This window comes from Dyadobacter sp. HNCC25DJ183, from assembly GCF_056895175.1.
Genome location: NZ_JBXHAP010000002.1, coordinates 481,423 through 494,476 on the forward strand (window position 1 = coordinate 481,423; position 13,054 = coordinate 494,476).

The 13,054-nt window shown below is 46.1% G+C and carries 10 protein-coding genes; 2 read left to right on the forward strand and 8 right to left on the reverse strand.

The annotated features are described in order from the left end of the window. Positions 1–20: 20 nt before the first annotated feature. Together AC1XTG_RS05980 and AC1XTG_RS05985 are read left to right on the forward strand one after the other, a co-directional pair. Positions 21–1,268, forward strand: coding sequence for an MFS transporter (locus AC1XTG_RS05980; RefSeq protein ID WP_484841360.1), 1,248 nt, complete (start codon positions 21–23; stop codon positions 1,266–1,268). Between the two features lie 139 nt (positions 1,269–1,407). After that, the gene (locus AC1XTG_RS05985) at positions 1,408–2,568 is read left to right on the forward strand and encodes a XylR family transcriptional regulator (RefSeq protein ID WP_484841361.1); all 1,161 of its coding nucleotides are present in this window, start codon (positions 1,408–1,410) and stop codon (positions 2,566–2,568) included. A 105-nt stretch (positions 2,569–2,673) separates the two neighbouring features. On the opposite strand, the gene AC1XTG_RS05990 is transcribed toward AC1XTG_RS05985, so the two are convergent. The 8 genes from AC1XTG_RS05990 to AC1XTG_RS06025 form a co-directional block, all read right to left on the reverse strand. Continuing rightward, positions 2,674–4,716 carry a M13 family metallopeptidase gene (locus tag AC1XTG_RS05990; RefSeq protein WP_056280017.1) on the reverse strand — a complete coding sequence of 681 codons (2,043 nt, stop codon included), beginning with the start codon at positions 4,714–4,716 and terminating at the stop codon, positions 2,674–2,676. A gap of 41 nt (positions 4,717–4,757) precedes the next feature. Beyond that, complete coding sequence (locus AC1XTG_RS05995; RefSeq protein WP_056280019.1) at positions 4,758–6,251, reverse strand: peptide MFS transporter; 1,494 nt, start codon at positions 6,249–6,251, stop codon at positions 4,758–4,760. Between the two features lie 149 nt (positions 6,252–6,400). After that, positions 6,401–7,309: a hypothetical protein gene (locus AC1XTG_RS06000; RefSeq protein ID WP_056280021.1), complete on the reverse strand. Its 909-nt coding sequence runs from the start codon at positions 7,307–7,309 to the stop codon at positions 6,401–6,403. Between the two features lie 167 nt (positions 7,310–7,476). Then, positions 7,477–8,262: a TPM domain-containing protein gene (locus AC1XTG_RS06005; RefSeq protein ID WP_484841362.1), complete on the reverse strand. Its 786-nt coding sequence runs from the start codon at positions 8,260–8,262 to the stop codon at positions 7,477–7,479. Between the two features lie 4 nt (positions 8,263–8,266). Further along, positions 8,267–8,710 carry a TPM domain-containing protein gene (locus AC1XTG_RS06010; RefSeq protein WP_056280026.1) on the reverse strand — a complete coding sequence of 148 codons (444 nt, stop codon included), beginning with the start codon at positions 8,708–8,710 and terminating at the stop codon, positions 8,267–8,269. Between the two features lie 88 nt (positions 8,711–8,798). After that, positions 8,799–9,380: a LemA family protein gene (locus tag AC1XTG_RS06015; RefSeq protein WP_056280028.1), complete on the reverse strand. Its 582-nt coding sequence runs from the start codon at positions 9,378–9,380 to the stop codon at positions 8,799–8,801. 152 nt (positions 9,381–9,532) lie between these two features. Further along, on the reverse strand, positions 9,533–10,714 hold the full coding sequence (locus tag AC1XTG_RS06020; RefSeq protein ID WP_484841363.1) for a deoxyribodipyrimidine photo-lyase: 1,182 nt from the start codon (positions 10,712–10,714) through the stop codon (positions 9,533–9,535). 128 nt (positions 10,715–10,842) lie between these two features. Further along, complete coding sequence (locus AC1XTG_RS06025) at positions 10,843–12,855, reverse strand: CHU_0125 family OmpA-like outer membrane integrity protein (RefSeq protein WP_484841364.1); 2,013 nt, start codon at positions 12,853–12,855, stop codon at positions 10,843–10,845. Between the last annotated feature and the right edge of the window lie 199 nt (positions 12,856–13,054).

Here is a 13,054-nt window from a genome sequence, read left to right on the forward strand (position 1 = left end):
TTGATTCCATACAAACCCTCATGCAAAGAAACAGCTTCATTGTAGTTCTGATCCTGCTGATATTTTTCGTCATTTCATTTCTTACAAACATCCTGGGACCGATCATCCCTGATATTGTGAGAAGTTTCAGTCTGAGCCTTGGGCTGGCGGGTTTCCTGCCTTTTGCGTTTTTTGTAGCTTATGGGGTAATGTCCATTCCTGCGGGGTTAATGGTTGAAAAATACGGTGAAAAGCGTATTCTGATCGCGGCATTTCTACTTGCGTTTATGGGTGCGCTGCTGTTTGCCGTTTTGCCGGGATTCGCAATTGCATTGTTTTCGCTTTTTCTGATCGGTATCGGAATGGCGATGCTGCAAGTCGTGATCAATCCGCTTCTGCGGGTGGCAGGGGGTGAAGAGCGCTTTGCTTTTTTTTCTGTTTTGGCCCAGCTGTTTTTCGGTGCTGCTTCTTTTCTGAGCCCGCTGTTATATACTTATCTGGTGCTCCACGTGCATTCGGGAGAATCGGGTTTTGTTATTGATATTTTAAATGATCTTGTTCCTGAAAACCTGCGGTGGGTTTCACTTTACTGGGTTTTCTCAGTGATCGCGCTGATCATGGTTTTGTTGATTTCGTTTGTGAAATTCCCAAAAGTCGAACTCCTGGAAGAGGAGCGGATTGATGTAGGTAATTCGTTCAGGGAGCTTGCCGCCTCACGGAAGGTCTGGCTGTTCTTCCTGGGTATTTTTGCTTACGTAGGTACCGAGCAGGGTATTGCCAACTGGATTTCACAGTTCCTGCAGACTTACCACGGTGTCGATCCGGCTACGACCGGCGCGTCTGTGATCTCTTACTTCTGGGGTTTGCTGACGGTCGGCTGTTTTCTTGGTTTACTCTTGCTCAAATTGATCGACAGCCGGAAAGTGCTGATCTTCTTTACCACAGGCGCAGTAATCGCATTGCTGGCTGCATTGTTTGGTTCAAAAGAAATGGCGCTCTACGGTTTTCCGCTCACCGGCTTTTTTGCATCTGTGATGTATTCGGTGATCTTTTCACTCGCATTAAATTCGGTGCCGCGACATCATGGTACATTCTCCGGAATATTGTGCGCCGGCATTGCGGGCGGTGCGGTGGTTCCTTTGATCGTTGGTGGTCTGGGCCAGTTTTTTGGTTTGCAGTCCGCCATGCTGTTTCTTCTCATCCCATTGGCATACATACTCAGCATCGGAATTTGGGCCAGGCCTTTGGTTAATAATGCGACTGTCAGCAGCGTCAAAGATTTGTTTTGAAGAGCTATTAGCGATTAGCTTTTATTTTTTCATGAGTAGACAATTTGGACTCCCATTTTTCTAACAGCTAACAGCTAACAGCTAACAGCTAACAGCTAACAGCTAACAGCTAACAGCTAACAGCTAACAGCTAACAGCCATGTACAAGATCATTCTGCTTCTTGACTTTGCGGAGGAATACAGTAAGAGCCTGATGAAGGGTATCAATGCGTATTCAAAGGAGTTTGGTCCGTGGATCTTCTGCCGGATGCCGCTGTTTCACCGGGAAACGATCGGGATCGACGGTATCCTGCAATGGGCGCTGGAATGGGGGGCGGATGGAATTGTGGGACAGCTTTATAATAAGGAGATTGACAAGATCGTCAAGGCGGGCATTCCCGTTATTGCCCAGGATTTCAAGGAACGTTTTACCGAGATTCCCAATATTACCGGTGCCTACCACGAAGCAGGCCAGCTGGGTGCAGATTACTTCCTGAAAAAGGGGTTTACCAATTTTGCGTTTTACGGTTTTAATGACATTGTCTGGTCAAGGGAGCGGGCAGAAGGTTTTGAAGAAAGACTTAAATCAAAAGGGCACCAGGTTCATTACTTTGAACATAAAAAAGCGCGATCGACGGAGCTCTGGTACTACAAGCCCAGTTCATTGAGCCGCTGGCTGAAATCGCTACCAAAGCCGATCGGTTTGATGACCTGCGATGACAATCAGGGCCAGCATATCACCGAGGCCTGCCGGCACGTGGGCATCCGCATTCCGGAAGAAGTAGCAGTGCTCGGCGTTGATAATGACGAAATGATCTGCGATCTGTCAGACCCGCCGCTTTCAAGTATCGCATTGGACGTGGAAAAAGGCGGTTATGATGCTGCGAAGTTGCTTGACCACATGATCCAGCACGGCACCGGCAAATACGATGATATCATAGTGAAGCCAATGCAGGTAATTACGCGGCATTCCACTGATATTTATGCTACCAACGACGATCACATCGCCTCTTCTTTAAAATACATTCACCAGAATATCGAGAAGAATCTTCATGTTGATGAGGTAGTAAAGCAGGTCCCGCTGTCGCGGCGTGCATTGGAAAAGCGCTTTCTTGAAATTACCGGTTACCCTATCTACAAATACATCTTCAATCTCCGCATCGAGAAATTCACCCAGAAACTGCTGGATACAGATATGTCAGTATTTGAAATTGCATTGGATATGGGCTTAACAGACAGCAAAAATATAGCCCGCCAATTCAGGCAGGCTAAGGGATGCAGTCCAAGTGCTTATCGGAACAAATATGTTGCAGGGAAGTGAGGTTTGGAGTTTGAAGTTTATGAGTTTAGAGTTTATAGATCAATACTTCCAACTTCTGAACTCATAAACTAATGAACTCATGAACTCATAAACTCCTGAACTCCATCACCAGATCACAATCCTCGCTGAGTCTGGCAGGATCATTTTGCTGCCCGGCGTACAGCCGAATGCAGTCTCAAACTCCTTTAAATGTGGAAGCGGACCATTGATCCTGTCTTTGGCAGGTGCGTGCGGGTCGGTCTGAACCTGGTTCCGTAATGCTTCGTCGGTCGTGTTCATGTGCCAAACCTGCGCCCAGCCGAGGAAAAACCGCTGCTTCCAGTTGAATCCGTCTATCGGCTCAGGCTCTTTTTTACCTTCAAATGATTTTTGCAAAGCGTAGTAGGCAAGTGTCAGGCCTCCGAGGTCAGCTACGTTTTCCCCGATTGTCAATGCGCCATTGATATTAAATCCAGGCAAAGCTTCAATGCCGCTGAAATAGTCAATGTACCTTTTAGTAAGTTTATCGAAATTGGCTCTGTCGGCAGCGGTCCACCAGTTTTTCAGGTTTCCTTCGTCATCGAACTGCGAACCCTGATCGTCGAAGCCGTGCGTGAATTCATGACCGATTACGGCAATTATCCCGCCGTAGTTAATCGCATCATCGGCGTCACGATTATAGAATGGCGGCTGCAAAATGCCGGCCGGGAACACTACTTCATTGTTCAATGGGTTGTAGTAAGCATTTACTGTTTGCGGCGTCATTCCCCATTCTTTCTTATCCACTTCTTTACCGATCTTGTCAATAGCTTCCTTATGCCCGAAGAGCGCAGCGGACACTACGTTTTCGAATAACTTATCTGGAGCGATCTCAATGCTTGAGTAGTCCTTCCATTTATCAGGATAGCCGATTTTGTAAGTAAATGCTTTGAGCTTCTTGTGCGCCTTTGCCTTAGTAGAGTCGCTCATCCAGGTTAATTTATCAATGCGCTCGCCGTACACGGTACGTACATTCTCGATCATTTCAGCTACCTTCTTCTTGTCTTCTTCGGGGAAGTATTTTTTCGAGAACAGCTTGCCGAGCGGCATTCCCAACAGTCCATCCGTTGACCTTATCGCTCTTTCCTGACGAACCCTCTGTTGTTTTGTACCTCTCATTACTGTACTAAAAAAGCGGAAATCTTCCTGATCGAAGCTCTTAGGAAGGTACCCGGCAAAGCGTGAAAGCAGCTGCCATCTGGTATACATTTTCAAAGTACTGATCGGAGTCGCTTTCAATAAAGTGTTCAGATTTTGCAGGTACGCTTTGTTCTGAACAATGACCGTGTCAGTTTTGATATCCTGCTTATCCGCAAAAGTTTTCATTTCAAATGCAGGCAACAGCTTTTCCAGATCGGCAAAGGCCATTTTGTTATAGGTCTTCACAGGATCACGTAATTCCACATTGCTTAGCTGCAGTTTCGCCAGCTTTGTTTCGAAGTCAAGCAAGGTCTGACCAGGCTTTGGATCTGTAAACCCGGCTAGGGAGAACATCTTATCTACGTGTCCGACAAACTCTTTTCTGACTTTAACAGTGCTTGAGTCGGTACGTTCGTAATAACTTTTTTCACCTAAACTCAGACCACCCTGGCCTTCATACAGGATATTGATTTTACTATTCCGCAAATCTGCATCTACACCAAAGCCGACCACACTGGGCACTCCCAATTTCTGTAATTCACCTGCTACGGGTACAAGCTCCTTTAAGGAAGTAACCGCATTGATTTTGTCAAGATATGGTTTCAATGGCGAGAGGCCTCGCTTTTCAATTGTAGCTGTGTCGAGGAAAGATTGATAGTAATCGGCGATCTGCTGCTCTTCACTTCCCTTTTTACGGTCTTTGTTGCTCGCGATTTCGGCGATAATGCTTTTCAGCCGCACCTCTTTGTTTTCCTTATCCAAAATCCCGAATGCGCCCCATCGGCTTTCTGTTCCGGGGATCGGGTTTTTCTTTTTCCAGCCTCCGTTGGCATAGCTGTCAAAATCATCGCAGGCTTTGGCGGTGGAATCAAGGGAGCTGATATCGAAGCCAGGTACTTTTTGTGTATCCGACTGTTCGTTTTCCTTTTTGCAACCCGCTAGCAACAGCGACAAGGCGAGTGCATGATAACCGAAACTGGCTAATTTCATCTTTGTGAAATGTTGTTGAAGTATTTATTGAAATGTGTAAATCAGTGTATGCCGCCCATCCAGCCTTTGATCGGCTTCCAGAAAACGAGCAGCAATAATCCGGAGATCGTGGTAATAATAGCCACCTGATTAAATAATGCAGGCATTTGCATGATGTTACCCTCGTCGAACCCTCCCGCAAAAATCCCGGCAATAAGGTTACCCAGCGAAGCACCTACAAACCAGATACCCATTAACTGGCTGACATAGCGTTTCGGAGCGAGTTTGGTATAAGAGCTAAGTCCAACCGGGCTTACGCACAGCTCACCGACGGTTTGAAGCAGGTAAGTAAATGTGAGGAAAAGAGGGGAAGCCAGCTCACCCGTGACAGCAATGTTGGATGCTGCTACCATTACAAAAAAGCTAAGACCGAGTAGGATTAGGCCCATTGCAAATTTGACCGGAATGGAAGGGTTGCGGTTTTTTGATGAAAGAGAAATCCACAAGCTGGCCAGAATAGGTGCAAAGATCAGTACAAAGGTGGGCTGGAAGTTTTGGAACCAGCTCGAAGGTACTTCCCAGCCGCCGATCATTCGTTGTGTGTGACGTTCAGCAAAGATTTGCAGGGATGTGCCCGCCTGCTCATATCCTGCCCAGAACAATGCAATGGCCAGAAAGAGGATAATCAATACGCCAACGCGGTATTTCTCGACGCGTGTAAGTCCGCCTGCAATAAGAATGAAAAGGAAATACGCGGCGGAAATGGATACGATGATCACACCCGCACCTTGCGCAAGGCCCTGTGCGGTGGTCATGTCAATGGTACCCGAAGATTGCAGTACGATCAGGAACACAACGAGCAATGCGATCAGTCCGTAACCCAGTAACTTGTTGTTGCCTGATTGCGGAGCCTCATTCAGCGGGTCTTTTTCTTTGGCCGCCGGAACTTCACCAAGTCCTTTCAGGTAAGTGGCACTTCCGTAACGAAATACAACCAGCCCCAACAACATCCCGATCGCCGCAGCGCCAAAACCCATGTGCCAGTTCACTTTTTCACCCAGGTATCCTACAATAGCGATTCCAAGGAACGAACCCAGGTTGATGCCCATGTAAAAAATGGAAAATGCTGCATCGCGCCGCGCACCTCCCTCCGGGTATAACTCGCCTACGATAGAGCTGATATTCGGTTTTAAAAGCCCGGTACCAATGGCCACGGTGCTCAGCCCAATAAAGAAGAGCACGGATCCGGCTGGTACTGCCAGGATAATGTGCCCGAGCATGATGACAATCCCTCCATACCAGATAGCCTTTTTCTGACCAAGAATATTGTCTGCCAGCCAGCCGCCTGGCAGTGTAAGCAGATATACGGAGGCGGTATAAAGCCCGTAAATGGCCGTCCCCTCCGCTGCACTCATTCCCATTCCTCCTCTTATATTATCAAGCAGAAAGAGCAGCAGGATAGCACGCATGCCATAATAACTGAAACGCTCCCACATCTCTGCAAAAAACAAAACATAGAGGCCTCTCGGGTGTTTTTGGGATAGTTGTGATGACATATAAGGAAGGCTATTTATTTGGTTTTTGGGGTTATTCTCAATTGTTTTTATGGTGCAAGATAGGAATTATGGGTAAATATAGAAATGCATAAAAAAGCGGCGGTGGTGCTTTACACCATCGCCGCGAACAAACACTGCGGTTTACCTGATTACTTTACTGAAAATGAACCTTCCCCAATGGAGAAGCCTTCCGAATATAATTCAATGGTGTATTTACCCGACGGAAATGCAGCGTCGCGATCATACATAATACTTACGTCCTGGTTGCTGTTGGTATAAGCTACATCCTTGCTGATTGTAAAACCCTGCTCTTGTCCATTGTAATCGAACACACCTGAACCGGTTTTCGTATCGGAGATCGTCGCGCCGCTTGGATCGATGATACGGAGGTAAACAGTCTTGTTGTCAGTTTGCGTTAATGGGTTTTTTTCCAGCATGAAGTCTACACGGACTTTATCTATTCGTTTTGCCTTCACATTCTCGCCTTCTCTTACCTTGCCTTTTGAGGAAACCGCATACACTTTTACATTCCGTGCCCGCAATGCAGCTGCCATTGTTACCTTGGATTCAAGTTCAGAGTTTTTGGCTGTTACAGTCGAAAGTGAATCTGCTACGGCTTGTTTACTGGTTTGAAGTTCCGTCTTCTCTTGAGCCAGCGTTTCGTTCTGACTGATCAGCTGCTGGTTTTCTTCCCGGAGTTGCGCGATCTCTTCATCTTTTTTCGTGAGGAAACTTTCATACTCTTTGATCTTCCTGCCCATGTTGGCATTGCCTTTCCGAAGTGCAATACGATCATTTTCAAGTGAAGCTTTTACTTTTTGAAGCTCTTCAACATCACCGCCCAAACCTTGTACTTCCTGAATGCGCGCGTCGAGCTGTTTGGATATCGAGTCTAGCTTTATCTCGGAAGCAGCCAGCTCGCTGACGCGCGTTTCGAGGTCGGCCGATTGCTTGGTAGAAAGGGTTCTTTCATTATAATAAAGATATCCAAAAACCGCAGCGATAATTGTCATCAAGATCAATCCGACTAAGAGGCCGGTATTGTTTTTCCGTTCCATAAAACATTGTTTAGGTTAAAAGTTATATCTTTTATGGAGTATGTTCAAAAACCATGCCATCACTATACGTAGAAATAAAAGCAGCTCTTTACCTGGTACTAAATGAAAAGGCCCGGAAACATGCATTTCCGAGCCTTTAAATAAGATCTATACTGATTGACATTCATTTAGTAGTCACCGCCTGCGCCTCCTCCTCCAAAGCTGCCTCCTCCAAATCCTCCGAAGCCACCGCTACCTCCTCCGAATCCGCCGCCACCCCAGTTTCCTGAAAAGCTGCCTCCGCCGGAGTGTGTGGTATAAGGCCAGAATATCGGTCCGCCAAAGCCACCAATTCCTCCACCTCCACGGCCCCCCCGATTGTTCCGGTTCCGTATGATGATGAATGCGATGATCATAATAAAAGCAACGATGATAAGTACCGGCGGGGAGCCTCCATTGTCATCGTTATTATCCTGCTTTTCAGCTTTGTATTCACCAGTTGCGTATTTGAAGATCATATCTACACCTTCATCCAACCCCTGATAAAACTGATTTTGCTTAAAACGCGGCGTAATTACCTGAGAAATGATCCGTTTGGCAATTGCATCAGGGATAGCACCCTCCATTCCGTAGCCGGTACTGATAAAAACCTTCCGGTCAGTAGACGCCCACAATAGCACGATACCATTGTCTTTGTCTTTTTGCCCCACTCCCCATTCCCGACCAATTTTGAACGCGTAGTCTGCGATGGGATAGTCACCGGTTGTGGGAACAATTACGATAACGATCTGCGAGGAAGTGGAATCGTTGTAAGCAACCAGCTTCCGTTCGAGACTGGCCTTTTCGTCAGCGCTGAGCTGATTTGCAAAGTCATTGACCAGTTTAGGCGGATTTGGTTTGGCAGGGATATCCTGTGCCCAGCTGCTACAAAGGGAAATGATCAGCAGAATGGGTATTAAGAGTATTTTCTTCATGGGTTCAGTGTCCGAACGAAATGTCGTCTGGAAGTTCGTTGATGTCGTCGGAGTTGTATGGAAAGTGCGATTTCAGCTGAAATCCAGCCTCGTCAATACCTTTACAAAGTCCTTCCAGGAACAAGCCTTGTGAAAAATGGCTGCGCAAAAGACTCTTTGTTGTTTCCCAGAAATCGGCGGGTACTTTTTCGTTGATCCCCTTGTCGCCTAGTACCGCAAACTTCCGGTCTTCGTAGGCGAGGTAAAACAAAACTCCGTTTCGCTGGGCAGTCTGATGCAGGTTAAGAGCCAGGAAAACCTCTTTAGCTCTTTCCATTACATCCGGGTTAGGGCACTTCTTCTCAATATGTACCTTCACTTCGCCCGAAGTCTGTTTTTCAGCTGCCATTATCGCATTGATGATAAGTTGCTGCTGCTCTTCCGTAAAAAAAAGGGATTGCGCTTCCATGGGAAAATTGATGTAGGTATCTGCGAAGTGCTGCTAAGAAAAGAAAATGGTTTCCGGCTTTGTTACCCGGAAACCATTTCACGTCAGTTTAGAACTGTACGGAAGGAGCTTTTTCAGATCCGGCCGCTGCTGTAAAGTAACCTTTTTGCGAGAAGCCGAAAACGCCTGCAAACAAGTTGGTAGGGAAAGTCCTTACTTCCTGGTTATAATCTTTAACAACTGTGTTGAAGTCATTTCTTGCGACGCCAATCCGGTTCTCCGTGCCTTCCAGCTGTGCCTGTAATTCCAGGAAGTTCTGGTTGGCTTTCAGTTGCGGATATTGTTCAACTGAAACAAGTAACCTGGAAAGTGAGCCGCTTAACTGATCCTGTGCAGCCTGAAACTTGGATATGTTTTCAGGTGTAAGCTCGTCAGCCTGTATGGTTGTTTGAGTTGCTTTGCTACGTGCTTCAATTACGGCGGTCAATGTACCTTTTTCAAACTCAGCGGCACCTTTAACTGTGCTTACGAGGTTTGGGATCAGGTCGGCGCGGCGCTGGTACTGGCTTTCCACCTTCGCCCAGGATTCTTTTACCACTTCATCTTTTCCGACAAGTCCGTTATATTTTCCACAGCCGACGAATCCGAGTATAAGAACCACGACTATAACTGCGATTAATCCTTTTGACATTTTAGTATTCGGTTAATAGTTAATGAACAATCAAAGTTGTCCAAATCTAGCAAAATCCGCACTAAAAACTACATAACCGGGCTCACCGCCAATTTTGACGGATTTTTGGCCGGATAGCGGGTTTCGATATTGGTCAGATTGATCCTGTTTTCCTAATCCTGACCAACTCCCGCCACTTTATTCCATTTGCCCCAGGTCACAGATGGTTCGTAATCTTTGAGATTGCTCTCAAAATACATTGCTCCCCAGGTCCAGTTGATATCGAGTGTATTGGCCAGATATTCAGCACTTTGCTGCCGTTCAGATGCAGGGAGGTTACCTTCTGTCTTCAACTTCTTCATAATTGCATTCACAGCATTATCTTCGGTTTCTCCATTAATCCATTTCTCGAAGACTGTATTATCATTAGACCATCTTTTCTCAAACAGGTGCTTTACACCACTTGGCTTAAAAATTCTCGGACCAAAACGGAGCAATGTCCAGTGGAAATAATCTCTTTCCAGCAAGTCACGGAGCAGGTTCTGCCGCTTTTCAGATTCGGGCATTGAAAGGACGGCATGGTAAACGTACCTAGGAGAAAGGTAACCCAAAGACAGTAACTGAGAAATACCGGAATCAATCAATGCATGGAAACCGGCAGGATCGCTTGCTGTTTCCAGGTACTTTGACAGTACATCCACAGCATTTGACGGCATCACCTGAGAATCTGGTACAGTTTCATTTACGAATGCTATCTCTTCGGGATCAATTTGCAGATCTTTCAGCGACGGCAATTCTCCTGCCTCGTACTCCGCGGGTAATTTGATTTGCTCAGGTTCAGGCAATGCATTTTTGATCGATAGGTTACCCTGCATTTTCCCGGCGAACTCAGCGAAAGAGGATGGAAGCTTGGAGATAGGGAAAGGTAGTTCGGCGGCGTGCACCAAAGTGTCGGTCCAGAATAGCTTGATATCGATATTGAGCAGTTTGAGGTTTTTGCTTAAAGAAGACTCGATCCTTGTTTCTTCCGGAGCAATTTCTTTGGTGGAATACACATAGCTGGCTTCAAAATCTTCTGCGATCTGAGCGATGATCTTTTCGGGCTCTCCAATTCTAAGTAAAAGGTCACCGCCTTTCTCCCTGAGCTTATTCTGTAAATCAACAATACATTCTATCAGCTGCTGAGCTCTTAAAGCACTTGTCCGGCGAAAGCCCAGCCGGGTTTTTTCATATTGTCTTGGATCAAAAACGAAAACAGGGAGTATTTCTTCTGAGGAGTTGCAGGCTGTCAATAACGCTTCATTATCCAACAATCGAAGGTCATTTCTAAACCAGTAAACAATGCGCTGCGCCATTTACCTAAACTTAATTAATGTGATGAAAATGTGATTGGAAATAATCGGCAAAGATAGGGACGCTAAAAACAAAATCCCGCTCCGGAACAATCTTGTCCGAAGCGGGATCTCTTGTCGATTCTTTGTGCTTAGTAACTCAGGATCGTAAACTCAGTTCGTCGGTTACGCTGGTGTTCTTCTTCTGTTTTCGCATTCGGAACAATCAGCTCCCGCTCGCCGTATCCTTTTGCGACCATTCTGTCCGCATCAATTCCCTTAGAATTCAGGTAAGCCACTGCAGACTCAGCTCTGTTCTGAGATAAAGTCATGTTGTATGCATCCGTAGCGCGCGCATCCGTATGGGAGCTCAGCTCGATGTTCATACTTGGATTATCTTTCAGGATTTGAACAAGCTTATCCAGCTCGATAGCAGCATCGGGACGAATGTTGTATTTGTTCAAATCGTAGTATATGTTTTCCAGGACAAATGTTTTGTTCAATTCCAGCTTGTCCAGCTTGATCGTTACATTGAAGGTTGTATCCGTCAGTTCTTTTGTCAGGAATATCGGTGGAATGGAGCGACCTGTCATTGAAAATGGTTCGCGTCTGCTGATATAGCCTTTCCGTTCAGCCAGTAATACATAAGACCTGCCTTCTTCAACGGACTGCTTCCCGAACTTACCATCGCTGGTAGTAGGCAGCTGCGCGATTTGTACATTGGAAGTATCAGGATAAATGTGCACAATTGCCGAATCTAGCGGCGTGGATCCCTGGCCCGCAGTAATCACATTTCCCCCAAGGAAATACCGGACTACCTTCGGCTTTCCATTGATGAAGTTCGGGTTGTTAGGGTTTAGAGGATCGTTAGGGTCGTTGTTTTTAGCAATGGTTGTGCTGTCTGGCTCTTCCGGCGCAGCGAAATAGTAAATATCATCGTCGCCTTTGCCACCTTCCCGGTTAGAAGAGAAGAAGCCTTTTGTCAGACCTTCGTAAAAGACTAGTCCAAAATCATCTTGCGGGCTATTAAAGGGCAATCCCATATTTTCAATGGTAATTACTCCCTGAGTGCGCGTCGCTGAGAATAAGTCCAGCTTGCCCAATCCGGGATGTCCGTCCGACGCAAAGTAAAGTTTTCCACCTTCGGCTACATACGGGAACATATCATCTCCGGCAGTGTTAATATCCCTTCCCATGTTCACCGGCTTGCTGAAACGGCCGGATGCATCCATATTGGTACGGTATATGTCAATTCCGCCGGCACCACCAGGTCTGTTTGAAGCGAAGTAAAGTGTTTTCCCGTCGCGCGAAAAAGCGGGTGATCCATCCCACGCAAGTGAATCATTGATCGGGAGAATGGCGGGAGCAGTCCATTTACCTTCCACATTGCGGCTCATGTAAAGGTCTACATCCTTGCTGCTGTTCTTCTTGCCCGTGTTTCCTCTTGCAAAAACCAGCGTTTTTCCATCGGGTGAAAATGCAGGAGAACCTTCATTTGCCTCTTCGGCATTAATTTCCGGGCTAAGTAAAACGGGATTGCCTTGAATCGCTCCCGGATCTTCGGTGATAGAGACCTTATATAGTCCTAACATTGCCTGCCCATTGTTTTTATAGATTTTCTCTTTTTTGGAAGAAGAGAAAACAAGTTCTTTGCCAAGAATGGTAGGGGAGAATTCAGAGCCCGCGGTATTTAGTGGTATATTCTTAACCTCCACTTCCATTTTCTCCGTTTTAAGCCTGTCCGCAATGCGGAGAATTTCAACCTCCCGCAATGCTCTGTCCTTTAAGGCTTGCGAGCCAACAGTATCTTTGGCAAATGAGGCAAATTGTGCAGAAGCTTCGCTGTACTGACCAGCTGTTTTCAATGCGTAAGCATACTGAAAGCGGGCATCGTTGCTTGCCAGCCCAGCATCCAAGGCCTGCTTATAAAAGGGAATAGCTTCTTTAAATCGATTTGAAAGGCGGTAAGACTCGGCGATATAGTAGCTTGTTTGAACAGGTTCGTAATTTTCCTGAGCAGCTTTTTGAAAACCTTTTATCGCCAGGTCGTATTCTCCGTTAGCAAATTTCTTTTGACCGTCTTTGTAGGCTTGCATCGCCGAATTGCAGCCGGATAAAAGAGCACCAAATATTACGAGGGTAAAGACACTCCGCAAAAGTTTCATAATGTAAAGTATAAAATCAAACGATTCGACGCGCACACTGGGTTTCTGAAAAACAATACTAATAAAGAACGTTTGGAAATAAAATTCTGGATACAAGTGGAAAAGATTTTTATCGGTGATCAATAGAGGAGAGTTTTCGGCAGAAAAATGGTTGATTTACAACCTGTTTTTGGAAAAAAGATCAGTAACGCTTTGCTAA

Excerpts from the sequence above, each read along its gene's own strand:
- AC1XTG_RS05980 (WP_484841360.1), top strand. The coding sequence starts at position 21 with ATGCAAAGAAACAGCTTCATTGTAGTTCTGATCCTGCTGATATTTTTC.
- AC1XTG_RS05985 (WP_484841361.1), top strand. The coding sequence starts at position 1,408 with ATGTACAAGATCATTCTGCTTCTTGACTTTGCGGAGGAATACAGTAAG.
- AC1XTG_RS05990 (WP_056280017.1), bottom strand. The coding sequence starts at position 4,716 with ATGAAATTAGCCAGTTTCGGTTATCATGCACTCGCCTTGTCGCTGTTG.
- AC1XTG_RS05995 (WP_056280019.1), bottom strand. The coding sequence starts at position 6,251 with ATGTCATCACAACTATCCCAAAAACACCCGAGAGGCCTCTATGTTTTG.
- AC1XTG_RS06000 (WP_056280021.1), bottom strand. The coding sequence starts at position 7,309 with ATGGAACGGAAAAACAATACCGGCCTCTTAGTCGGATTGATCTTGATG.
- AC1XTG_RS06005 (WP_484841362.1), bottom strand. The coding sequence starts at position 8,262 with ATGAAGAAAATACTCTTAATACCCATTCTGCTGATCATTTCCCTTTGT.
- AC1XTG_RS06010 (WP_056280026.1), bottom strand. The coding sequence starts at position 8,710 with ATGGAAGCGCAATCCCTTTTTTTTACGGAAGAGCAGCAGCAACTTATC.
- AC1XTG_RS06015 (WP_056280028.1), bottom strand. The coding sequence starts at position 9,380 with ATGTCAAAAGGATTAATCGCAGTTATAGTCGTGGTTCTTATACTCGGA.
- AC1XTG_RS06020 (WP_484841363.1), bottom strand. The coding sequence starts at position 10,714 with ATGGCGCAGCGCATTGTTTACTGGTTTAGAAATGACCTTCGATTGTTG.
- AC1XTG_RS06025 (WP_484841364.1), bottom strand. The coding sequence starts at position 12,855 with ATGAAACTTTTGCGGAGTGTCTTTACCCTCGTAATATTTGGTGCTCTT.